Annotated in this window: 20 protein-coding genes; 11 read left to right on the top strand and 9 right to left on the bottom strand. The window is 72.0% G+C overall.

Going from position 1 to position 21,869, the window contains the following annotated elements; all coding sequences use genetic code 11:
- Positions 1-49: 49 nt before the first annotated feature.
- Together CFP66_RS28380 and CFP66_RS28375 are read left to right on the top strand one after the other, a co-directional pair.
- On the top strand, positions 50-1,165 hold the full coding sequence (locus tag CFP66_RS28380; RefSeq protein WP_094928259.1) for an FAD-dependent monooxygenase: 1,116 nt from the start codon (positions 50-52) through the stop codon (positions 1,163-1,165).
- Between the two features lie 44 nt (positions 1,166-1,209).
- Positions 1,210-3,216: an MFS transporter gene (locus CFP66_RS28375; protein WP_233159784.1), complete on the top strand. Its 2,007-nt coding sequence runs from the start codon at positions 1,210-1,212 to the stop codon at positions 3,214-3,216.
- 37 nt (positions 3,217-3,253) lie between these two features.
- Here CFP66_RS28375 and CFP66_RS28370 read toward each other — a convergent pair whose 3' ends face one another.
- Positions 3,254-3,934, bottom strand: a complete 681-nt coding sequence (locus tag CFP66_RS28370; protein ID WP_094928258.1) for a haloacid dehalogenase type II — start codon at positions 3,932-3,934, stop codon at positions 3,254-3,256.
- Positions 3,935-4,006: 72 nt separating this feature from the next.
- Here CFP66_RS28370 and CFP66_RS28365 point away from each other — a divergent pair, with 72 nt between their 5' ends.
- Entirely contained in the window at positions 4,007-4,552 is a 546-nt protein-coding gene (locus tag CFP66_RS28365) for an ABATE domain-containing protein (protein ID WP_094928257.1), read from the top strand.
- Between the two features lie 60 nt (positions 4,553-4,612).
- Here CFP66_RS28365 and CFP66_RS28360 read toward each other — a convergent pair whose 3' ends face one another.
- The 6 genes from CFP66_RS28360 to CFP66_RS28335 form a co-directional block, all read right to left on the bottom strand.
- Positions 4,613-6,031 carry an LLM class flavin-dependent oxidoreductase gene (locus CFP66_RS28360; RefSeq protein ID WP_233159783.1) on the bottom strand — a complete coding sequence of 473 codons (1,419 nt, stop codon included), beginning with the start codon at positions 6,029-6,031 and terminating at the stop codon, positions 4,613-4,615.
- On the bottom strand, positions 6,028-7,716 hold the full coding sequence (locus CFP66_RS28355; protein WP_094928256.1) for an ABC transporter ATP-binding protein: 1,689 nt from the start codon (positions 7,714-7,716) through the stop codon (positions 6,028-6,030). The genes CFP66_RS28360 and CFP66_RS28355 overlap by 4 nt, the downstream gene beginning before the upstream one ends.
- A 2-nt stretch (positions 7,717-7,718) precedes the next feature.
- Positions 7,719-8,603: an ABC transporter permease gene (locus CFP66_RS28350; RefSeq protein ID WP_094928255.1), complete on the bottom strand. Its 885-nt coding sequence runs from the start codon at positions 8,601-8,603 to the stop codon at positions 7,719-7,721.
- Positions 8,600-9,574, bottom strand: coding sequence for an ABC transporter permease (locus CFP66_RS28345; protein ID WP_094928254.1), 975 nt, complete (start codon positions 9,572-9,574; stop codon positions 8,600-8,602). Before CFP66_RS28345 ends, CFP66_RS28350 begins: the two co-directional genes overlap by 4 nt.
- Positions 9,555-11,192: an ABC transporter substrate-binding protein gene (locus tag CFP66_RS28340; RefSeq protein WP_198961716.1), complete on the bottom strand. Its 1,638-nt coding sequence runs from the start codon at positions 11,190-11,192 to the stop codon at positions 9,555-9,557. Before CFP66_RS28340 ends, CFP66_RS28345 begins: the two co-directional genes overlap by 20 nt.
- Before the next feature lie 649 nt (positions 11,193-11,841).
- The gene (locus CFP66_RS28335; RefSeq protein WP_094928252.1) at positions 11,842-12,399 is read right to left on the bottom strand and encodes a hypothetical protein; all 558 of its coding nucleotides are present in this window, start codon (positions 12,397-12,399) and stop codon (positions 11,842-11,844) included.
- A 261-nt stretch (positions 12,400-12,660) separates the two neighbouring features.
- On the opposite strand from CFP66_RS28335, the gene CFP66_RS28330 reads away from it, so the two are divergent.
- The 3 genes from CFP66_RS28330 to CFP66_RS28315 all read left to right on the top strand — a co-directional run bounded on the left by CFP66_RS28330 (position 12,661) and on the right by CFP66_RS28315 (position 15,405).
- On the top strand, positions 12,661-13,518 hold the full coding sequence (locus CFP66_RS28330) for a DNA/RNA non-specific endonuclease (RefSeq protein ID WP_198961715.1): 858 nt from the start codon (positions 12,661-12,663) through the stop codon (positions 13,516-13,518).
- A 318-nt stretch (positions 13,519-13,836) separates the two neighbouring features.
- Positions 13,837-14,475: a GPR1/FUN34/YaaH family transporter gene (locus CFP66_RS28325; protein WP_094928250.1), complete on the top strand. Its 639-nt coding sequence runs from the start codon at positions 13,837-13,839 to the stop codon at positions 14,473-14,475.
- 576 nt (positions 14,476-15,051) lie between these two features.
- A complete protein-coding gene (locus CFP66_RS28315; protein WP_094928346.1) occupies positions 15,052-15,405 on the top strand; it encodes a hypothetical protein in 354 nt (117 codons plus the stop codon).
- Between the two features lie 102 nt (positions 15,406-15,507).
- On the opposite strand, the gene CFP66_RS28310 is transcribed toward CFP66_RS28315, so the two are convergent.
- Together CFP66_RS28310 and CFP66_RS28305 are read right to left on the bottom strand one after the other, a co-directional pair.
- A complete protein-coding gene (locus CFP66_RS28310; protein WP_094928248.1) occupies positions 15,508-15,936 on the bottom strand; it encodes an organic hydroperoxide resistance protein in 429 nt (142 codons plus the stop codon).
- Between the two features lie 235 nt (positions 15,937-16,171).
- Entirely contained in the window at positions 16,172-16,786 is a 615-nt protein-coding gene (locus CFP66_RS28305) for a TetR/AcrR family transcriptional regulator (RefSeq protein ID WP_094928247.1), read from the bottom strand.
- 269 nt (positions 16,787-17,055) lie between these two features.
- Between CFP66_RS28305 and CFP66_RS28300 the strand changes: the two genes are divergently transcribed.
- From CFP66_RS28300 to CFP66_RS28280, 5 genes are all read left to right on the top strand, one after another.
- The gene (locus CFP66_RS28300; protein ID WP_094928246.1) at positions 17,056-17,409 is read left to right on the top strand and encodes a TraR/DksA C4-type zinc finger protein; all 354 of its coding nucleotides are present in this window, start codon (positions 17,056-17,058) and stop codon (positions 17,407-17,409) included.
- Positions 17,385-18,092: a DinB family protein gene (locus tag CFP66_RS28295; protein ID WP_233159782.1), complete on the top strand. Its 708-nt coding sequence runs from the start codon at positions 17,385-17,387 to the stop codon at positions 18,090-18,092. The genes CFP66_RS28300 and CFP66_RS28295 overlap by 25 nt, the downstream gene beginning before the upstream one ends.
- A 99-nt stretch (positions 18,093-18,191) precedes the next feature.
- Positions 18,192-19,379 carry an ROK family transcriptional regulator gene (locus tag CFP66_RS28290; RefSeq protein WP_094928244.1) on the top strand — a complete coding sequence of 396 codons (1,188 nt, stop codon included), beginning with the start codon at positions 18,192-18,194 and terminating at the stop codon, positions 19,377-19,379.
- Positions 19,380-19,408: 29 nt separating this feature from the next.
- A complete protein-coding gene (locus tag CFP66_RS28285; RefSeq protein WP_094928243.1) occupies positions 19,409-20,398 on the top strand; it encodes a hypothetical protein in 990 nt (329 codons plus the stop codon).
- Positions 20,395-21,864, top strand: a complete 1,470-nt coding sequence (locus CFP66_RS28280) for a sulfatase (protein WP_094928242.1) — start codon at positions 20,395-20,397, stop codon at positions 21,862-21,864. The genes CFP66_RS28285 and CFP66_RS28280 overlap by 4 nt, the downstream gene beginning before the upstream one ends.
- The last annotated feature ends 5 nt before the right edge of the window (positions 21,865-21,869 follow it).

Here is a 21,869-nt window from a genome sequence, read left to right as displayed (position 1 = left end):
TTCAATTAAAGCAACAGATCGTTGTTTTAGCATCCAGCGGAGGCCCATCATGAAGATCCTCGTGTCCGGAGCCGGCGTCGCCGGACTCGCCTGCGCGCTCGAGTTCGGTACCCGCGGTCACGACGTCACCGTCGTCGAGTACGCCCGTCACCTGCGGCTCAAAGGCACGCCGATCGACATCCGGGGTGACGCCATCGAGGCCGCCGACAGGATGGGGCTGCTCGCGAAGATCCGTGAGCAACGGATCCGGATGAGCGAGCTCATGCAGTTCGTCGACAGCGACGGCGAACCGGTGGCCCGCATCCCGATGGCGGAGGTGAGCGACTCCGACGACGACATCGAGATCGTCCGCGAGGACCTGGTGCGCATCCTCGCCGATGCGCTCCCGGACACCGCGACGATCCGCTTCAGCGACTCGGTCGAGTCGCTGACCGACGACGGCGACGGCGTCGACGTGGGGTTCAGGTCCGGCCGCTCCGGGCGGTACGACCTCGTGATCGGTGCCGACGGCCAGCACTCCGCGGTGCGCAGGCTGGTGTTCGGGCCCGAGCGGGACTACCTGCGCCACCTCGGTGTCTACATCGCCCTCGCCGACCTCCCCGACGAGGCACGCCCCGACCGCGTCAGCTCGATGTACAACGTCCCCGCCCGGATGGCGGGCATCGCCCGGTTCAAGGACAAGGCGCTGGCGACCTTCACCTTCCGCTCGGAGCCGCTCGACTACGACCACCACGACCTCGACGCCCAGAAGAAGATCCTCGTCGACGCCTTCGCGGACCACCCGTCGTGGAAGATCCCCCAGTTGCTCGACGCCGCCCGCGCGGACCCCGAGTTCTTCTTCGACTCCGCGAGCCAGATCCACATGCCCTCCTGGCACCACGGCCGCGTCGCGCTCGTCGGGGACGCCGGGTACTGCGCGGCCTTCCTCTCGGGCCGGGGCACCTCGCTCGCGCTCACCGGCGCCCATTTCCTCGCCGAGGAACTCGAGCGGTGCGAAACCGACCACGCCGCCGCGTTCGCACGGTACGAGGCCCGGCAACGTCCCTACGTCACCTTCGCCCAGGACCGGGTCGGGCAGGGCCGCGATCGACTGATCCCGCCCACCTGGGAGGCCATCGACGCCCGCAACGAGCACCTCCGGGCGGCGAGCACCCCAGCGCGCTGAACCGCCCACAACCCGCACTCGCCCCAGGCGCTGGAGAACCCGTCGTGAATGACGCAACAGTAGAGCTCGATCGAATCGTCGAGGAGCGCCGGTGGAGCTGGCGGCTCATCGGCTGGGTGGCCGTTCTCGTCCTCGCGAACCGCATGGCCGACACGGTCATCACCACCCCGCAGATGGTCACGACGCAGATGCTCGAGTACTTCGGCACCCACCAGGCCGCCTGGTTGAACTCGAGCGCGCTGCTGGCGGGTGCCATCTGCTCACCCTTGCTCGCGAAGAGCGCCGACATCTACGGCAAACGCCGGGTGCTGCTCATCACGATCTTCGTCTCGGGCGCGGGTTCGGTGGTCTGCCTCATCGCACCCAACCTCGGGATCTTCCTGCTGGGGCGGCTCCTGCAGGGCTCGGCCATGGCCGTGGTGTTCCTCACGGTGGCGATCACGCGCCAGCTCTGCCCCCCGCGGGTGGCGATGACCGCGATCGGGATCGTGACCTCGGCGTCCGCGATCATCGGAATCGTCGAGCCGTTCGTGATGGAGCCGCTCATCGCCCAGTTCGGCTTCCACAGCGTGTTCGCCGTGTCGGTCGCGCTGGCCGCGACGGCAGCACTGAGCGTGGGCGTGTTCATCCCGGAGACGCCCATCCTCGGCGGCGGCGGCAGGATCGACGTGGGCGGGGCGCTGCTGCTCGGCGGCGGGCTCGCCGGCGTGCTCGGCTACGCCAGCCTCGCCCAGGACCTCGGGTGGCTGTCCGGGGGCATGCTCGCCCTGCTCGCGGCCGGTGTCGCCGCCCTGGTCGGTTGGGCGGTCCTGGCCCTGCGGGTCGACGATCCCATCGTCGACATCCGGGCCCTGAGCAGGCCGCTGCTGCTGACGCTGCTGGCCGTGGTGCTGGCCGCGGGCTCCTTCCAGAGCGTGCTCCAGCTGAACGCCCTCGTCGCCCCGGTGTCGCCGGAACTCGGGCTCGGCTACGGGCTGGCCGGCACCGGTCCGAACGCCCTTCTGTTCGCCGCGCCCGCGCCCGGCATCATGCTCGGCGGGATCCTCGCCGGGTGGCTCGCCTCGCGGATCGGCCCCGCACGGACCCTCCTGGGCGGCATCGTGATCGGCGCGGTGGGAACCTTCACGATGCTGGCGGGGGTGTCGTCGTTCCCGCTGATGGTCGTCTCCGTCGGGCTGCTCGGACTGGCCGCGGGGGCGCTCAACACGTCCGGGTTCAACCTGGCGACCGCCCAGTCGCCACCGGAGCGGCACGGAGTGGTCTCCGGTCTGGTGTCGGTGATGATCGCCGTAGGAGGCGCCGTCGTCAACATCGCCGGAACGGGGGTGCTCAACGCCACCACCACCGAGGCGGACGGTGCCCCGCAGAACTCGGCGGCCGGCGTGTACCTCTACATCCTGATGGCCGGGATCCTGTTCGTGATCGCCGCGATGGCCGCGATCGCGCTGACGCGCAAGCGACTCGGCCGGCAGCAGCCGCCGACGAGTGCCGAGGACCCGGGGTCGGCGCGGGTGAGCGGCGCCAACAGGGCGGCGCCGTCGAGCCCTCACCGCGCGTCCGGCTCGGCCCCCACACAGGTCCTCACCGGTACCGTCCGGCCGGCCGGACGCCGTGGCGTGAAGGAACTGGTGCAGCGGTTCGCCGGTGGGGCCGGCGGGATGCTGCTCGCCGGTGTGGTGCTGTTCCTCGGGGTCCAGATCATCACCGCCGACAACGGCACGGCGCTGCTGGGCGGGCGGCAGGTCAGCGTCGGGCCCGATCAGCAACGGGTGGAGGTCGGTGCGCTCTTCGGCAGCGTCGACGTCGTGGTGCCCGACGGCGTGCGCGCCCGGGTCGTCGGCCGGGTGGTGTTCGGAGGCACCGAATGCGAGCGAGCCTGCAGCGAGCCGGGGCGCGAGATCGTGGTGGACGCCGTCGGTGCGTTCGGGATGGTCGACGTGATGCGCCCCGGGGAGGTCCTGGCCGATGACCGCGAGGCGGCGCGGGAGAACGCCGAGGACGACGCGGAGGCCGAGCGGGAACGGGTGCAGGAGGAGCGGGACGGCGGTTGAGCGGCGCGATGACTCCTGCTCCCGCCCGACGAGGGCCTCACACCCGGGCGCCGGTCAGTTCGGCGAGCGTGTTCAGGTGCGCGTCGAACCGGTCCTCGGCGGTGGGTGGGTCGCCGCCGGGACGCTCGAGGTAGGCGGTGCGCAGGCCGGACGCCTGCGCCCCGCGCAGGTCCCAGGCGTGCGCGGAGACCATCAGCATCCGCTCCGGGGGCCTGTCGGCGCAGCCGATCGCCAGCCGGTAGACGGCCGGGTCGGGCTTGTAGGTGCCGGCGGCCTGCGTGGAGAGCGCGGTGTGCCACCGCAGACCGGCGGACGCGTTCAGCCTTAGCAGTGCCGTCGCGTCCGCGTTGGACAGGCCGATCAGCTCGTGGTCGGCGCCGAGCCGGGCCAGCGCGTCCGCGGAGTCGGGCCATGCGGGCAGCCGGCGGGCGGCGCGGACCAGCGTGTCGACGGCGGACGGGTCGGACAGGCCTGCGGTGTCGACCACCACCTGCGCGGCCTCGCGGTCCAGCACGGCGCCGGGTGCGTAGGCCCGCTCGCGGTCGACGATCCGGCGGTGCTCGGTGGAGATGTGGCGACCCCAGAGCGCCACCAGGTCGTCGGCCCGCCCCGCCTCGGGGGCGAGCTCGGCCAGTGCGGCGCGCAGGCCCGCGGTGTGGTCCACGAGGGTGCCCAGGATGTCGAAGACGATGGTGTCGACGTCGTGCAGGGGTGGCATGGCTCTCCCGAGTTCGTCACCGGTTCAGGGGGTGATTGTGTGCGCCCGGGCGTCACCGGTCAAGATGGTGACGTGGCCTTCGCGTTCGTCAGTGGCAACGTCGCGCTCGATCTCGTCGGGACGCTGCAGTGGCGCCGGACGACGCCGCGCGACCAGCTCACCGGCGCCGTTGACCTGCGCCGATGGATCGACGAGGCCGGGCTGCTGCCCGGCGGGCCCGACGACGTGGATCCCACCGCGTTCCGCAGGGCGCTCGAGCTGCGGGAGGCGGTCCACCGGCTGGCCCGCGACCGGCTCGAGGGTCGCGGGTTCGACCGCGGCGCCCTGGGAGTCGTGAACGAGATCGCCGCGGCCCCGGGCAGGCGGGTCGAGCTCACCGCCGCGGGAGCCCGGGTCAGCGGCGATACCGACGCCGTGCTGGCCGACGTCGCCGCGGCGGCGATCGCGGTGCTCGCGGACCGCGACCTCGTGCTCAAGGAGTGCGGGCGCGAGAGCTGCACGCGGCTCTACGTCGATCGGTCCCGGGGCTCCCGCCGCACCTGGTGCGGCATGGACGAGTGCGGGAACCGGGTGAAAGCCGCGGCCTACCGCGCCCGCCGCCGCGGGGACCGGAGATGACCGCGGGGCTCCCGTGGCGAACGGATGGGCATGTCGGACGGAGCACGTGCGGGGCCGTGGTCACGACGAGCCGACGGCGGCTGACCCCGGCCGGGGCGCGGCCACCGCGGCGTGCCCCCGGTCGCCGAACGCCCCGCGGAACCGTGCGGCCGGATGCCGGTCGGGCAGTCGGTCGTGGCCGAAGATCCGCCCCCGCAGGGTGTGCGCGTCGCCGTAGGAGGTCTTGGCCAGCCCTCGGTCCTGCAGGACCGGCAGGACGAGGTCGATGAACTCCTCGTAGCTCGACGGCAGCCGCCAGTTGACCATGTTGATCCCGTCGACGCCGGCGTCGCGCCAACGCTGCAGCTCGTCGGCGATCGTGTCCGGGGTGCCCACGACGGTCTGGCCGATCAGCCGCCGCCGGGCCAGGTCGGCCAGCACCGGCTCCCGGTCGGGGTTCTCCGCCCGCAGCCAGTCGACGTGGCCCCGACCGCCGTTGTTGGGGATGTCGCGCAGCGGGGTGTCGTCGGGCAGCCGGGTGCCGTCGGGGCGGATGCCCAGCGAGGCGTGCGTCCGGTACCCGGTGGTCGACGCGTACACCCGCAGGTCCTCGTACCTGCGCTGTGCCTCGGCTTCCGTGCGACCCGCGACCACGCTCAGGCCCTGGAAGAAGCGGATGTCGTCGCCACGGCGACCGTCGGCCTCCGCGAGCGCGCGGGTCCGCTCGATGTGCTGGCGGGCGACCTCGGGGGAGGGGGTGCCGATGAACACGGCCTCGGCGTGCCGGGCAGCGAACGCGATTCCGCGCGGCGACCCGCCCGCCTGGAACAGGAGCGGCGTGCGCTGCGGGCTCGGGGACGGCAGGTGTGGCCCTTCGACGCGGTAGCGCGGGCCCTCGTGCCGGATCTTGTGGATCTTCGCAGGGTCGGCGTAGCGGCTGCCGTCGCGGTCCACGAGCAGGGCGTCGTCCTCCCACGAGCCCTCCCAGAGCTTGTAGGCGACCGTCACGTACTCCTCGGCCCACTCGTAGCGCTGGTCGTGCTCGGCCAGGCCCGGCAGGCCGAAGTTGCGGGCGGCGTTCTCCTGGGTCGAGGTGACGATGTTCCAGGCGACCCGGCCCCGGGTGAGGTGGTCGAGCGTGGACATCTGGCGCGCGAAGTTGAACGGCGGATTCTGCATCACGTTCGACGTGGTCGCCAGGCCGATCCGCTCGGTCGTGGCGGCCAGGGCGCCCAGCAGCACGGTGGGGTCGTTGCTCGGGATCTGCAGGCCCTCGTGCACGTTGTCGGTGTAGACGCCGTCGGCAGGGCCGTAGAGCCCGGAGACGTCGGCGAAGAACATGGCGTCGAAAAGCCCGGCCTCGAGCGTCCGGCCGAGTTCGACCCAGAACTCGAGCCGCTCGAACTCCACCTGGCGGGCGTCGGGGTGGCGCCACTGCCCGTGCTGGATGTGCGAGGGCGTGTTCATCAGGAACGCGTTGAACAGCAGCGGGGAGCTCACGAGGGGGTCCTCTCGACGGTGGCGGGATCGGTGAGGCTGCGCAGCGACTCGACCAGGCGGGCGGTGTAGGGGTCTGCAGGAGCGGTGAACAGCTGCTCGGGGCTGCCCTGCTCGACCACGCGACCGTCCTTCATGACCAGCACGTGGTCGCTGAGATGGCTGATCACGCCGAGGTCGTGCGAGATGAACAGGTAGGCCAGGCCGAAGGCCTGCTGCAGGTCGACGAGCAGGTCGAGGATCTGGGCCTGTACGGAGACGTCGAGTGCCGAGACTGCTTCGTCCAGCACCACGACGTCAGGGTCGGGAGCGAGCGCTCGCGCGATCGCGACACGCTGGCGTTGGCCACCGGACAGCGTCAATGGACGGCGCGGCAGCACCGCGTCGTCGAGCCCGACACGGGCGATCAGGTCGGTGACGCGCTCGTGGCGCTCGGCGCGCATCGCGACGGGCACGGCGTCGAGCAGGATGCGTTCCACGCTCCAGCGAGGGTCGAACGAGCTGAGCGGGTCCTGGGAGACCACGCTGATCGCGCCGCGGCGGGCCCGCCGGTGCTTCTCCGGCAGCACCGACCACGGCTCTCCGCGCAGCTCGACCGTCCCGCGGTCGGCCGTCTCGAGGGCCAGCGCCAGCCGCGCCGTGGTCGACTTGCCCGACCCGGACTCGCCGACCACCCCGAGCGTGGTCCCCGCCCGCAGCGCGAACGAGACGCCGTCGACGGCGCGCAGCGTGCTTCCTCCGGGCAGCGGGAAGTCCTTGACCAGGTCGCGGGCCGCCAGCACCGGCGGACCGTCCGGGTCGGAGGCCGTCGCGCGGCGCGCGGACATCGGTACCGGCGGTGCGGGGGACAGCCGGCGTCCGCGGGTCTCCGCGCCGGGCACCGCCTGGATGAGCGCCCGGGTGTAGGGCTCCCGGGGTGCGGCAAGGATTTCGTCCGCGGGTCCCTGCTCCACCACGCGGCCCGCGGCCATCACGAGCACGTGGTCGGCGAGGTGCGCCACGACCGAGAGGTCGTGGCTGATCAGCACGATCGTCCGGCCCGCCCGCTTGAGCTCGGCGAGGAGCTCCAGCACCTGGGCCTGCACGGTGACGTCGAGCGCAGTGGTCGGTTCGTCGGCGACGACGACGTCGGGATCGGCGGCGAGTGCGGAGGCGATCAGGGCACGCTGCCGCAACCCGCCGGAGAGCTCGCCGGGTCGCTGCGCCGCGCGCAGTTCGGGATCGGGCACTGCCGCGTTGCGCAGGAGCTCGACGACCCGCTGCCGCCGGGCGGCCCGGGAACCGAGCCCGTGCACCCGGAGCGCCTCGTCGATCTCCCGGCCGACGGGACGCACCGGGTCGAGCGAGACCAGCGCGTCCTGCAGGACGAAGCCGATCCGCGCACCCCGGATCCGGCGCCACGCGCGCTCGCCCAGCCCTCGGACATCGAGGCCGCTGACGGTGAGGGTGTCGGCCTGCACGTCGGCGGTCGGGCCGGCGAGCCCGACGAGGCTTCGGGCGCTCACGCTCTTGCCCGACCCGGACTCGCCGACGATCGCGAGGCACGTCCCCGGGGTGGCCGAGAACGAGATTCCGTGCACGACCTCGCGTCCGCCGAACGCGACGCGCAGGTTCTCGACGACGAGCGTCGGGCCCGTTGCGGCCACCTCCGCAGGGTTCGTGGACGTGGTGACGGTGGCGGACGACATGCTCACTCTCCCGGCTCGAGGTGGGTCTGCAACGCGCGCCCGACCGTGGTGGCGGTGACCGCGAGCGCGACGATGGCGAGGCCCGGCAGCACGACCAGCCAGCCGGCCACCGTGAGGTAGGCGCGGCCGGCTTCGAGCAGCGCGCCCCACTCCGCGGCGGGGGGCGCCACGCCGAGCCCGAGGAACGACAGGCTCGACGCCCACACGACGCACTGGCCGATCGAGAGGGCGAAGACGGCGACGAGGGGACGCAGCGCGTTGGGCAGGACGTGCCGGCCGATGATCCGCGAGCGCCGGTGTCCGAGGGCGGTCGCGGCCTCGACGTAGGGCGACAGGCGCACCCCGAGCAGCTGCGCCCGGACCATGCGGGCGTAGCCCGGTGCGACGCCGACCCCGACCGCCACGACGAGCGTCTGCGGCGACGGGCTCAGCACGCTGACCAGCAGCAGCGCCAGCAGCAGTGTCGGGAACGCGAACAGCACGTCGACGACCCGGTCGGCCGCGGCGGCGACCGGCCGGGGGCCCAGGGCTGCCGCCCCCGCGAGCAACAGGGCCAGCACGAGCGCCACCGCTGCGGCGCCGACGCCGATCACGAGTGACTGTCCGGTGCCGTGGACGAGCCGGGTGTAGAGGTCGCGGCCGATCTCGTCGGTCCCGAACCAGTGCGCGGGCGAGGGCGGGCCGAGGGTGGCGGTGAGGTCGATGGCGTGCGGGTCGCCGGGGGCCAGCACCGAGGGTGCGAGCGCGGCGACGGCGAGCACCGCCGCCGCCAGCCCGGCGAGGACGGTGCCGGCTCCGGTGCGGCGACGGGCCCGACGCGGCCGGCCGGGCGGTGCGGGTTCGCGGAGACCGACGGCCGGCGCGGCCGCAGGGCTGGGGGAGCTCATGTGGTCAACCTCGGGTCGAGGAACGGGTAGAGGGCGTCGAGAGCGAGGTTGATCGCCACGTAGACCAGCGCGGTGAGTACGACGATCCCGGTGACGATGGGCAGGTCCTGGGACTCGACCGCGCTGACCAGCGTGCGGCCGATCCCCTGGCGCGTGAAGACGGTCTCGACGACCACCGCGCCGGAGACGGTCGCGCCCAGCGCCCAGCCGGTGAGCGTGAGCGGGGCGAGCGCGGCATGGCGCAGGACGTGGCGCACGCGAACGGACAGGTCACCCGCGCCGCGCAGCCGCGCCGAGAGCACGAACGGCTGCCCGAGCACCCGCTCGAACTCGGTGCGGGTGGCCTGGCCGAGGAACCCCGCGAGCGGCAGGGCCAGTGCCAGCGCCGGGAGCACGATCCCGGCCACGCCCGAGCCGCCGACGACGGGGAACCAACCCAGGCCCAGTGCGAAGACCAGGACCAGGACCGCGCCGAGCCAATACTGGGGCAGGCTCGCCAGGACGGTCTCGACGGCGGCGCCCCACGCGCTCGTCGCCGGACCGCGTCCCGCGGTGAGCAGCACCCAGGCCGGCATCAGTACCCACGCCAGCACCAGCGCGGTGGCACTGAGGGCGAGCGTCGGGGGGATCTGCTCGGCGACCACGTCCCAGACCGGCCGGTGCTGCTGGTAGGACGTGCCGAGGTCGCCGCGCAGCAGCCCGAGGATGTGGTCCAGGTACTGGGACAGGACCGGGCTCTCGAAGCCGTACTCGGCGTTGATCGGCGCGAGCTCCTCGGCGGAGCGCTCCTGCACCTGGCCGGTGCGCAGGTTGAGGATCGCCGTGGCGCGGTCGCCGGGCTGCGCGAGCTGGGCGAGGAACGCAGCGGTTGCCGCCCCCCAGACCACGAGGACGGCGGATCCGAGGCGCCCGGTCCAACGGCGCCATCCCGGCCGGAGCGTCCTGGTCGGATCAGGCGAAGTGCGCGTCATAGAAGACCGGTCCTCCCTGTGACTGCTCCTGGCGCACGCCGTGCAGCCGCGGCTTCACCGCGAGCGTGCTCAGCCGGTCGTAGACACCGATCGAGAGTGCGCGATCGGCGATGTGTTGTTGCGCGGCCCGGTAGAGCTCGTCCTGGCGGGCCGGGTCAGCCTCGGAGTTGGCCGCCACGATCAGCTCCTCGAGGCCCGGGTCGTTGTAGAACGCGGAGTTGGCCTTGTTCGGCCGGTCCGGGAGGTCCTGGCGCCAGTTGACGTGCAGGATCCCGGCGTTGATCCCGGTCCAGTAGCCGATCTGCAGGTCGTAGTCGTCCGGGCCGGAGTAAGCACCGGCAGCGGCGGCGCTGGGTGGGTAGGGCACGAGTCGGACGCGGAACCCGACGGCTTCGGCCTGCACCTGCAGGGCTTGGATGATCGCCGCGCCGTCCTGGTTGATCGTCCGGTTGACCGCGTACGGGAAGACGACCTCGAGCGGGTGGCCGTCGTTGACCCGGACGCCGTCCGGGCCGAGGAGCCAGCCTGCTTCGTCCAGCAGAGCGGCGGCCGCCTCGGGGTCGTGCGGGTAGCGGGCGGCGGCCTCCTCGCTGTAAGCCGGTGTCGACCGGCTGACCGGGCCGTTCCCCTCGTAGGGGATGACGCCCTTGCCGACCGCCTCGACCGTGGCGCGCCGGTCGAGGCTGTAGGCGAAGGCCTGGCGCACGCGCTCGTCGGTGAAGGGGCCGCGGCGGGTGTTGAAGCTGATCTGCTGCGGACGGCCGGCGGTGGTGTAGCTGTGCAGCGCGAACCCCTCGGCCTCCAGGTTCGCCCACTCGAACGCCTGCACGTCGTAGATCGCGTCCACTTCGCCGGACCGCAGCGCTGCGATACGGGCTGTGGGGTCGGCGATGAAACGCCACTCGAGGTGCGCGGCCCGGGCGGGGCCGGAATGCGCGGAGTTCGCGGGCGGCCAGTCGTAGTCGTCGCGCCGGTCGAGCAGGATGCTGTGGCCGCGGTTCCAGCGATCGACGACGAACGGGCCCGAACCGACGGGTGCTGTGCAGTTCTGCTCGGCGGTGCGCGTTTCCAATGCCTGTGGTGACTGGATCCCGAAGTAGGGCTGGGTCATGTTCTCCGCGAAGCGCGGGTACGGCTGCGTCAGCCGGATCGCCACGGTGGTGTCGTCCAGCGCCTGGGCGGAGTCGTAGTAGTCGCCGATCCAGGCCGTCACCGTGGAGTTGCCGCCGCCCACCCAGTAGGCGAGGTTGTGGACCACAGCGGACGCGTCGACCGGGGTGCCATCGCTGAAGGTCGGCTCGCGGTCCAGGACGAATGTCCACGTCAGGCCGTCGGGGGAGACGTCCCAGGACTCGGCGAGCCACGGGACGACCTGGCCGCCGTCGTCCAGCGCGACGAGGTTGTCGAGGATCTGACCGGACAGGTAGGCCTGTTCGATCCAACCGCCGTACACGCACGGCGGTTCCTGCTGGTGGCCGTAGACGATCGTGTCGGGCGCCGCCGCGGGTGCAGCGAGGGCGACGGGGTCGACGCGCTCGGCGGGAGCGCACCCGGCGATGGGGACCAGGGACACGGCGGCGAGGCCGGCGAGCAGCATGCGGGCACAGAGCGATCTCACGACGATGGCGTCCTCACGGCGCGGGCGAGCACTGAGGTGCTCGGGGCACGAGTCGATCCGGGACTGCGGCGCCTCCAGCCGCAGGGGCGGACGGCCCCGATGGTGCGGTGGAGGCGGACCCGCGCCGATGGTCGGGCGGGAATCACGCCGCGGGAGCGCAGCCGGAAACGGCGGTCAGGTCAGCGGTGTGACGCGGGACAGCCGGAGCTGGACGTGCGCAGGAGATCGACGTAGCGCCGCCGCACCCCGTGGAACATGAGTCACTCTCCGACCTCGATGTGGTCGTCACTGTAAGTGCATTCCGCACCTGGTCGTCAATGCGAGCCGGGGAAAATGTGATTCATGCTGCATGCGAAAGGGGGCGTTCTCATGACTGTCGATCGGGCGGGGAAATGACCGAACATTCTGGCTTTCCTGCGTCGCGCCGGTTGCGGAGCCCGCGGACGTCTACACCGCGGTGCTGGGCAGCGAGAGCTACGACAATCTGCAACTGCTGTCGGTGATCGGCGCGCAGCCGCTTCGTTGATGCCCGCCGGCCCCGGTCCGGGCGCCGGCGCTGTCGGTGGTCGAGGCGCCGGAGCCGCCGGTCGGCGACGTTCTCCCCGACGGGGCTCGCTCCGATGACGATGACGTCGAACTGGTCGTCATGTCAGTTCGCCTTCGCGGCGCGGCCGAGGCGCAGTGCCGAGACGAGGAAGAAGATCCCGCCGAGCACGGCGTAGCCGGCGACCCTGCCCAGCGTCTGGCCGTCGGCGGCGGCCTGCAGGAAGAACGACGTCCCCGCGAACACGGAGATCGCGCCGCTGGCGATCATCGCCCACTGGCCGCCCAGCTTGCGGCGGGTGAGGGCCACGACGAGCTGGACGATGCCCGCGACGACGGCCCACACACCCCACACCCGCAGGACCGCGGGGATGCCGGAGGTGACAGCGAAGATCAGGCCGATCGTGGTGAGCGAGCTGATGGCGATGTTCACGTACAGGACCCGGGCGGATCCGCTCGCCCCGGACGAGCGGGCGTCGACGATCGCGGCCGCCACGTCGAACAGCGGGTACAGCACGATCAACGTCACGCTCAGCGGCCCGACGCTGGATCCCACCACGAACATCAGCGCGGCCCACACGATCGCGAACCCGAAACGGACGAAATACAGATTCCGGAGAACGGACGCGTTCCCCGTCGAGCTCGCCGCAGCAGCGGTGGTCATGGGTGGATCCTTCCCACTGGGTGATGTCCGCGAGTGCGGGTTCATCTGTGGCAGACGAACTAGTACGTCTACCTGATGACAGTACATTCCCGCCGCGGGCTGGTCTGTGACAAGGGGATGTGGTGCACGCCACCGTCGTGCCTGCAGGCGTTCGCGGACTTCGCAGACCCCGCCGGCGCCGTGGACGCCGAGCAGAAGGTCGCTCGGGAGGAAGTCGGGTTCGGATGCGTGACGGCACGCTCGTCCGGCTAGTCCTTCGGCATGGCGATGTCTGAGTCGGTGTCGGGATATGACCAGGACTTCCTCGGCGTCCCGGTTCCGCTACCGGGTCCGGGGGCCGGTCGCGTGGTGCGGGAGCTGGCGTACTCGCACTTCACGGTGCTGCTCGAGCCGGCACGGCAGCTGGCTGCGGCGACCGGGGTGAACATCGCGGGTAGCGAGCTGCGCGACGTCGAGCGGACGGATGGCTGGCGACTCGATCCGCGGGTCGACGAGGGGGAGCAGGCCGGTGCGGACCTGTACACGGGCAACGAGCTCGACCGCGGGCACATGGTGCGGCGTAGCGATCCGGTGTGGGGTGCGCAGGCGGTGGCCGAGCAGGCCAACGCCGACACGTTCGTGTACCCGAACGCCGCCCCGCAGGCGGCGGAGTTCAACCAGTCCAAGCAGCTGTGGCTCGGGCTTGAGGACTACGTGTTGAACCACGCCGACACCTACGACACCAGGTTGAGCGTCTTCACCGCGCCGGTGCTGGCCGAGGACGACCCGGTGTACCGGGGCGTGGGGATCCCGCGGTCGTTCTGGAAGGTGGCGGCGTGGTCCACGACGTCCGCGGCGGGAGAGGGGCGGTCGTTGGCGGCGACCGGGTACGTGTTGGACCAGACCCCGCAGCTCGACGACATCGACGTGGCGACCCGCCGCGCGCTGCAGGCCGGAGGCCCGCCGCCGCTGGGGCCCTACCGCACCTACCAGGTGCCGATCGCCGACGTCGGCGCCCTCACGGGACTGGATCTCGGTCCGCTCGTCGGCGCCGACCGGTTCCCGGTCCCGGCCGCGGCCGGTGACCGGTGGCAGGACCGGTGGGTCCGCCTGGACGCCCTGTCCGCGATGCGGCTCTGAACCCTGCCCGGCGCCGTCGCCGGAGCCGCCCTGCCGCTCGAGCCGCCTGGATCGGTATCGCGTCGGGTCGACCTGCGGACGGCCCGCGACGGCGACCCCTGACGCACCGTGATGCCTCCGTCACTGACGATTAGGTCAGGGTGAGGATTCCGTCTGAGGGACGCCTTCCGGGCTGCTGCGTCGCAGGTCACAGCGGGCCCATCTCAGCTCTTGAACGAGACCAGCCGGTTCGCGCAGTTCCCCGACCGGTTCGTGCACCTCACTCTTGTGGCAACCGGCGGAGCTGCTGGTCCGATCGTCTCAAGGAGGAGTGATCGTATGAGCGCGGAGATCGAAACCGACCTCACCACCACCCCTGCCCCAGCCGCCGCTACCGAGCCCGTGGGCAACCCGGCCCTGCTCGGTCTGATGACTTTGATCCCGTCCGGGGTCACGCTGGGCCTGTGGTTCGTCGGCTACCTCGACACCGCGACGCTGGCCGGCGGCATGATCCCGGCCGTTGCGGTGTCCGCCGGCATCTTCCAGCTCTTCGCGGCGACGTGGGCGGCCCGCCTGGCCGCCAACACCGTCGCGGCGATCTTCGCGCTGTTCGCCGCCTTCTGGCTGAGCTTCGGGCTGTTGCTGGCCGGCGCGACCAGCGGTTGGTGGGGCATCACGGCCGACAACCTGGCTTCGGTCCAGTCGACCTACCTGCTGTCGTTCCTGTTGGCCTTCATCCTCCTGACGCTGGCGACCCTGCGTCTGCCGCTGGTGTTCACCGTGGGCTTCGTGTTGGTGGTCCTCACCTTCGCGCTGGCGTACTTCGGCGTGAGCAGCGGCAATGCAGGACTCTTCCCGATCGCGGGCATCACGACGTTCGCCTTCTGCGTGGTCTTCGCGTACATCCTGGTCGACGGGATGAACCAGGACCTCGGTGGCACCGGCGGGCTGCCGATGGGCAACCCGGTGCTGCGCTGAGGGCTCCCGCTCTCGGCCGAACCGCGTCGGTGGGGAAGGCGACCGACGCCGCGTCCCGCTCGCCCGGGGCGTGCGCCGGTAGATGCTCTCGTTCGCGTGCCGGAGCCGGTCCCTGGGGTCAGGGCTGGATGCTCGGTGATTCGGCGCGGACCCGCGGCGAGTGCTGCCGATCAACAACCCGCGTCGTGCCGACCCCGGCCGACCGGTACGGGCTCCTCAGGCACCGCCCAGGCCGACGTCATCGCCCGGTCGATCACCCGGCGCCACCCGGGCCGAGTCGGGGTCACGCGACTCGCGGCTCCGGCGAGCCAGATCAGTGAGATCGCGTCCTCGGCCGCGAAGGAGCCCGACAGCGATCCGCTGTCATGCGCATCGCGCACGAGCTCGCGGATGATCGCGCTGTTCTGGTCGCACACGTCACGGAGCGCATCCGCATCGGGGTAGCGTTGCATGAGCGCATCGCTCAGTGCGCGACTACCTCGGGGCCATCCGGCGCGCGGTGCACGCGCTGGACGGCGGGAGATCGTCCGCGGACGGGCCGGAGACGGTGGAAGGCGTCCAGTGCGCGGTGCGGGGATGACGCTCCTGCAGAAGGCGGCCAGGATCATCAACCGCGTGGTCCTGCCCGTCGCGTCGTCGCCTCGCCTGAACCGCATGACCGGGGGACGGATGACCGTCGTCCGCTACACCGGAAGGCGGTCCGGGCGCGAAGTCTCGCTCCCGGTGGCCTACCGGTCGGAACGCGAGCGGATCGTCATCGACGTCATGCTTCCGGACGAGAAGTCGTGGTGGCGCAACTTCACCGGCGACGGGGCGCCCCTCAGCGTCAGGCTCGACGGGGTCGACCGGCCCGGTCGGGGTGTTGCCGTCCGGAACGGCGGGCGGGTGCGGATCGAGGTGGACCTGAATCCGCCGGACGGCACGGGCTGACCCTCGGGTTCGGCCAGCTCGTGCCGTCGACCTGCGATGCGGGGCCGGGTCACCGACCTCGGAACCGGGCTCCGCCGCAGGGTCCGCGCCGCCGGGCGACCGTCATCCGACAGTCGCGTCCACGGTGACGGCGATGTTGCCGCGGGTGGCGTTCGAGTAGGGGCAGACCGAGTGAGCGGCCTGCACGAGCTGGTCCGCGGTGGCCTGGTCCAGGCCACCGAACTCCACGTGCAGAGCTGCGGCCAGCGTGAACCCGCCCTCGGGCGTGGGGTGCACCTGCACCTCGGCCACGACCGCCGAGTCGCTGAACGTGGTCTTCTGCTGCGCGGCGACCGCCTTGAGTGCCGAGTGGAAGCACGACGCCCAGCCGGCGGCGAAGAGCTGCTCGGGGTTGGTGGCACCGCCGGGCCCGCCCATCGACTTCGGGATCGCCAGCGTCACGTCCAGGAGGCCGTCGTCGGTGACGGCACGGCCCCCCGCCCTGCCGTCGCCGGTGGAGGTGGCCACTGCCGTGTAGAGCGCGTCGCTCATGTCCTGCCCCTTCGAGAGGTAGACGAACTAGTACGTCTGACGCTACCACGTCCGATCGGCCGTACGCCTCAGTCAACTGCTGGACCGGGTTCGGGCAGTGGTCTCCGCGGGCGGCTCGGGCACCGCACTCGCTGCGCTGTCCGAGCGGCGGCCCACGTCCGAGGCGGTGTGGGCCGCACTCCGGGACCGGGTGTGACGCCCCCGGTGCCGGCTGGGCCTCCGGTGCCGCACCAGGTCAGGCGGTGGCTGCTCGCGCATCGTTGATCACGGCACGCCCAGCCTTGACGAGCGTGTCCGTGAGGGCGGCAGGATCGGGCCCGAGGTACCCGGTGACCATCCCGCCGTCGCGCAGGATGATCAGCTGGTCGGCCACCGTCGCGCGGTCCTGGATGCCCATCTCCCCGAGAAGGTCCTTCAGGAACGATGCGAACCAGGCCCGGTGGGTGGCGATGGCTCGCCTCGCGGGGTGGGCCGGGTCGGCGAACTCGGCCGCGGCGTTGATGAACGGACATCCGCGGAACCCGGGGGAGCAGCTGATGCCCGCGATGCCCTGCGCGATGGCCAGGAGGGTCTCACAGGCATCGCCGGCCCCGGCCCGGAACTGCTCCAGCGCCTGGCGTTCGACTGCCGCGCGGCCCTCGAGGTAGGCCAGGACCAGGTCGTCCTTCGAGGGGAAGTGCCGGTAGAAGGTCACCTTGCTGACGCCTGCCGCGGCGATGAGCCGGTCCGCGCTGACCGCCCGGATCCCTTCGGCGTAGAAGTGCTCGTCCGCCGCTGCGAGGATCCGTTCCCGCACCGGTGACGACTGCGGCGCGCCGGCGTCTCGAGTGCGGCCCGCTGTCCGTGTCATCGGTGCTCCACCTCGTCTCGGCACTGCTTCCCGGCCTTCCCAGGCTAGCTTCCCCGGTTGCAGGACCAGACGCTGCGACCGTGTGCAGGCATACTAGTTAGTCTACCTGAAGAACGCGAGGTTCACGGATCCCGCTCACGTCCATCTGATAATGGAACGGCGCGTTCCGCCGAACGCGGGCGGTCATGATCAGCGACCAGGTGGTGCCACAGCGCCCGAGCCTTGGCGTGCGGGTGGAACCGCCGCTCCCGTCTGCCCGTTGCACCCCCATGGACGGACCCGACGTCGCTGCCCTGCTCGCCGCGCAGCGGGAGGAGGCCGTGGAGCGGATCGCCGCGCTCGAGCACCAGCTCGCGGGACTCGCCGAGGAGCAGGCCCTCACCGCGCACGACGACGAGCACGACCCCGAGGGCATCACGATCGCCTCGCAGCGCGCGCAGCTGCAGGGGTTGCGAGCCGGTGCTCGTCGAGACCTCGCCGCCGTGGACCGTGCGGTGGACCGGCTCGCCGCCGGTCGCTACGGACGCTGCGCGGGCTGCGGCAACGACATCGGCGAGGCCCGGCTGGAGGCGTTGCCCGCGGCCGAGACGTGCATCGCGTGCGCCACCAGCCGGCGGCGGTGACGCGGCGCCGCGGGTCGGATAACGGTCAGCAACTGACCTCTATCGTCGGCAAGATCGTGTTCCCATCCCCTGGAGCCCGGAGGTCGCAGATGTACGCACCCGCCCAGCACGACGAGGTCACCGGCCTCGTCAACTACATCGACGAGCAGCTCACCGCCATCCGTTCGGCCGCGTTCGGCCTGACCGAGGAGCAGGCGCGCGAGACGCCGTGCCGGAGCGCGCTGTCGGTCGGCGGCATCATCAAGCACGCGGCCTTCGTCATGCGAGGAGCGCTGGAGCGCTTGCGAACCGAGGTCACCGAGCAGCCCGTCGATGCGGAGGCGTACGCCGCGTTCACCGACAGCTTCGCCGTGCGCGATGACGAGACGGTGGCCGCGACCATCGAGGAGTTCGACCGGGTGTGGGCCCAGTTGCGTGCCGCGGTCGCCGCGACCGATCCCGCAGGCGACACCACGGCGCCTCCTGCACCGTGGCACGGGATCTTCGACGCCCGCCCGATCCACGCCCGCTACTACCTGGTGCACCTGGTCGAGGAAGGTGCCCGGCACGCGGGGCACGCCGACATCATCCGCGAGCAGATCGACGGCGTGTCGGTGCCGGCGCTGGTGCTCACCCTGGCGGGGGCGAAGGCCAACGACTTCTTCCAGCCGTACGAGCCGGCCCCGGGTACCCTCCTGGCGTGACGAGAAGCGGCCAGTGTCCGTACATGGGCACCCGCGGATGCGCGCAGTATGTCTAGAGTGTTGACACGCTCCGCGTGACGCTCGACACTGGTCGCCACCATGACCGACACATCCCACGGCTCGCTGCAGTCGCTGCGGCAGGGCAACCGCGACCGGGTGGCCGAGCTGCTGCGCGAGCACGGCCGGCTGCACCGGGCCGAGCTCGCCCGGCGCACCGGGCTGTCCCGCACGACGATCTCCACGATCGTGTCCGGCCTGCTGGCCGACGGAACGATCTCCGAGGCCGACGGAGACGGAGACGGCGTCGCCCCGGGCACCGGGCGGCGCAAGGGCCTGCTGAGCCTCAACCCCGATCTCGGGGTCGTGCTCGGCGTCGACGTCAGCCTCTCCACGGTGCGGGTCGTCGTGGCCGACACCTCGCACCGGGTGCTGCAGCGGGGAGTGACCGGCCTGGCCGGCGGGCTCGGCTGGGCCGACCGGCTGGACCAGGCCGCCGACCTGGCCCGCAGTCTCGTCGAGGCGGCGGGCCGCTCCATGGTCAACGTCGTGGGGGCCGGTCTCGGCGTGCCCGGACCGGTCAACCAGGACACCGGTGAGGTCGCCGCGTCGAGCAACTCGCTGGAGTGGGAGGGCGTACGTGCCGCCGAAGAGCTCGGCAGGCGGCTCGGCGTTGCGGTCGCGCTGGACAACACCTCGCACCTCGGCTCGCTGGCCGAGGTCGTGTGGGGGGCGGGCCAGGGGTGTCGCAACGTCCTCTACCTCAAGATCGCCAACGGGATCGGCGCAGGCTTCCTGATCGACGGCCGCATCTTCCGGGGCGCGGTGGGCGCCGCCGGCGAGATCGGACACATCGCGGTCGACGACTCCGGGCCGGCGTGCCGGTGCGGCAACCGTGGTTGCCTCGAGGTGTACACCGCGGTTCCCGCGGTGCTCCAGGCACTGCGGCCGATGTACGGAGACTTGACACTTTCCGAGGCGCTGCGGCACGCGGAGGACGGGGATCGTGCGTGCCGCCGGGTGCTCGCCGACACCGGACTGCTACTGGGCCGCACCCTCGCCGGCGTGAGCAACCTGCTCAACCCCGAACTCGTCATCATCGGTGGTGAGCTCGCCATGGCGGGGGAGCTGCTGCTCGGTGCCGTACGCACCTCGCTCGCGCGCCACGCCCTGCCGATCATCTCCGGTACCGCCCGTGTGGTTCCCGGGCAGCTCGGCGACGACGCCGGCGCGCTGGGCGGCGTTGCGCTCGTGCTCCGCGAGGCCGACCGCCTCGTCGCGTCCTCCTGACCTGACGACATCCGAAAGGGACCTTCTCGATGACCGATGTGCTGCCCCGTTCGCTCGTGCCGGCGCTGGGCTTCGACCCGGAGCGCGGAACGACCGTGCTCTCCCCGTCCGAGGTGGGCGCCGGGAACTGGATCGGCTGCCCGACCGTCCTGCACGAACCTGCGACCGGGCGGTTCCTGCTCACCTACCGGGAGCGACGGCCGCGCGGGGCGGGCGACGAGCGTGGCTGGCGCTGCGCCGTCGCCGAGAGCCGCGACGGCGTCACCTTCCGGGACATCTGGTCGGTGCACAAGGACGAGCTGGGCACGGCGTCGATGGAACGCTTCGCCCTGATGGCCCGTCCCGGTGGTGGCTACCTGCTCTACCTCAGTTACGTCGACCCCGCCGACAACCGGTGGCGGATCGACGTGGTCGAGGCCGACGAGCCGGACAAGTTCGACATCGCCACGGCGACCGGGGTGCTCACCGCCGGGAGCACCGGGACCGAGGGGGTCAAGGACCCCGTGCCGGTCTGGGTCGGGCCCGCGATGTGGCTCTTCGCCAGCTACGCCGCCGCCGGCGACCTGACCGAACAGGAGCGCCGCTCCGCGCATGCCACCGCGGACATCTACGCCACCGGCGCCACCACGTTCCCGACCGGCTTGGCCGTCAGCTCCGACGGGCGCACGTTCGACTGGCGACCCGGCTGCCTGCCGGTCGGGGAGGGCTGGGACGGCTACCAGGCCCGTCTCACCACGGTCACCACGGTGCCGGGCGGGTTCCTCGGCGTGTACGACGGCAGCGCGGGCGCGCACGAGAACTACGAGGAGCGCACCGGCCTGGCATTCTCGGCCGACCTCACCTGCTGGACGCGGCTCACCCCGGACGCGCCCGCGCTGGTGTCCCCGCACGGCACCGGGTCGCTGCGCTACCTCGACGTGGCGACGGTGGGCGACGAGTGGTTCGTCTACTACGAGTACGCCCGGGCCGACGGCGCGCACGAGCTGCGTCTCAACCGGGTGCCGCGAGCGAGCGCGTGAGCCGGCCCGGCGAGGCCCGGCCGCCCAACATCGTGCTGGTCATGACCGACCAGCAACGGTGGGACGCGCTCGCCGGGGCGGGGACGTTCCCGATCCGTACCCCGACGCTGGATCGGCTCGCCGCCGAGGGGACGTGGTTGCGCCGGACCTACTGCCCGAGCCCGATCTGCGTCCCGAGCCGGATGAGCTTCCTGACCGGGCGCTACCCGCACCAGCACGGCTGCCTGGACAACGACACCTCGGTCTGGCCGGACGCGCCCAGCTTCGTCCGGTGCCTGCGCGACGCGGGGTACCGCACCACCGCGATCGGCAAGCTGCACTTCACCTGGTTCCACGATTTGGAGATCCCGGTCAGCGAACACCTGCTGCACAAGATCGGCTTCACCGAGGCGACCGAGACGACCGGGAAGATGAGCCAGGGCAACCTGCGGGCGAGCGCCTACTCCGAGCACCTGCGGGAGAAGGGCCTGCTGCACCGGTTCCACGAGGACCTGCAGGAGCGAGCGCGGGCCGGCCCGCTGGGCTCCTACGACCGGCGCCCCGCGCTGCTCGGCCCGGACGACCACATCGACGGGTGGGTCCTGCAGCGTGCGGAGGAGTGGCTCACCCGGGTCGACCCGCGTGAGCCGTTCTTCCTGTGGGCCGGCCCGCCCGGTCCGCACGACCCATTCGACCCGCCGGCGCCGTGGTCGCAGTGGTACCGGCCGCAGGACATGCCGCTCGGCCCGCTCGAGTACCGGTACCCGGCCGCCGAGTCCGGCGTGTACACGCGGGGCATCCCCGACGCCACCCCTGAGCAGATCCAGCAGATGCGCACCCAGTACCTGGGCAACGTCAGCTTCATCGACGAGCGGCTCGGCCGGGTGCTGGACGTGCTCGAACGACGCGACCTGCTGGACGACACCTGGGTGGTGTTCTGCAGCGACCACGGCGAGATGCTCGGCGACCACCGTCTGGTCTTCAAGGGCCAGCTGCTGGACCCGGCCGTGCGCGTTCCGCTCGTCGTCCGTCCTCCCGACCGGTGGGACGGTCCGCGCGGCCGCACCGAGGACGCCCTCGTCGAGCTCATCGACGTGCCGGCGACCCTGCTCGACCTGGCCGGCACCGAGCTGCCGGGCGGGATGGGCCGCAGCCTCCGCCCGCTGCTCGAGGCCGGCGGGACCGAGGGCCACCGGGACGTCGCAGTGTCCGAGTTCGGCCGCCGTGTCATGGTCACCGACGGCCGGCACAAGATCGTGACCGACGAGGTCGGCGGCCTGGACAAGGCCTTCGACCTGACCGGCGACCCGGACGAGGAGCGCGACCTCGTCGCCGCGGGCGCCGCCGCCCGGCCCGAGATCGAGAAGCTGCACGCCCACGTGCACACCCACCTGGCGACCGCCACCGACCTGCCGGCGCCGTGGCAGCACGACGTCCCGTACCGCCGATGGGGTCGCAACCCGCTCCGGGAACCGTCCGACCACTGAAGGAG

Origin of the sequence: Pseudonocardia sp. MH-G8, from assembly GCF_002262885.1 — a bacterium.
Taxonomy (GTDB): Bacteria; Actinomycetota; Actinomycetes; order Mycobacteriales; family Pseudonocardiaceae; genus Pseudonocardia.
The sequence above is the reverse complement of the archived record's forward strand: the minus strand, read 5'-3'. Positions and strand labels throughout refer to the sequence as shown.

Excerpts from the sequence above, each read along its gene's own strand:
- CFP66_RS28325 (WP_094928250.1), top strand. The coding sequence starts at position 13,837 with ATGAGCGCGGAGATCGAAACCGACCTCACCACCACCCCTGCCCCAGCC.
- CFP66_RS28310 (WP_094928248.1), bottom strand. The coding sequence starts at position 15,936 with ATGAGCGACGCGCTCTACACGGCAGTGGCCACCTCCACCGGCGACGGC.
- CFP66_RS28335 (WP_094928252.1), bottom strand. The coding sequence starts at position 12,399 with ATGACCACCGCTGCTGCGGCGAGCTCGACGGGGAACGCGTCCGTTCTC.
- CFP66_RS28350 (WP_094928255.1), bottom strand. The coding sequence starts at position 8,603 with ATGAGCTCCCCCAGCCCTGCGGCCGCGCCGGCCGTCGGTCTCCGCGAA.
- CFP66_RS28380 (WP_094928259.1), top strand. The coding sequence starts at position 50 with ATGAAGATCCTCGTGTCCGGAGCCGGCGTCGCCGGACTCGCCTGCGCG.
- CFP66_RS28285 (WP_094928243.1), top strand. The coding sequence starts at position 19,409 with ATGACCGATGTGCTGCCCCGTTCGCTCGTGCCGGCGCTGGGCTTCGAC.
- CFP66_RS28300 (WP_094928246.1), top strand. The coding sequence starts at position 17,056 with ATGGACGGACCCGACGTCGCTGCCCTGCTCGCCGCGCAGCGGGAGGAG.
- CFP66_RS28345 (WP_094928254.1), bottom strand. The coding sequence starts at position 9,574 with ATGACGCGCACTTCGCCTGATCCGACCAGGACGCTCCGGCCGGGATGG.
- CFP66_RS28290 (WP_094928244.1), top strand. The coding sequence starts at position 18,192 with ATGACCGACACATCCCACGGCTCGCTGCAGTCGCTGCGGCAGGGCAAC.
- CFP66_RS28330 (WP_198961715.1), top strand. The coding sequence starts at position 12,661 with ATGGCGATGTCTGAGTCGGTGTCGGGATATGACCAGGACTTCCTCGGC.
- CFP66_RS28315 (WP_094928346.1), top strand. The coding sequence starts at position 15,052 with ATGACGCTCCTGCAGAAGGCGGCCAGGATCATCAACCGCGTGGTCCTG.
- CFP66_RS28305 (WP_094928247.1), bottom strand. The coding sequence starts at position 16,786 with ATGACACGGACAGCGGGCCGCACTCGAGACGCCGGCGCGCCGCAGTCG.
- CFP66_RS28355 (WP_094928256.1), bottom strand. The coding sequence starts at position 7,716 with ATGTCGTCCGCCACCGTCACCACGTCCACGAACCCTGCGGAGGTGGCC.
- CFP66_RS28370 (WP_094928258.1), bottom strand. The coding sequence starts at position 3,934 with ATGCCACCCCTGCACGACGTCGACACCATCGTCTTCGACATCCTGGGC.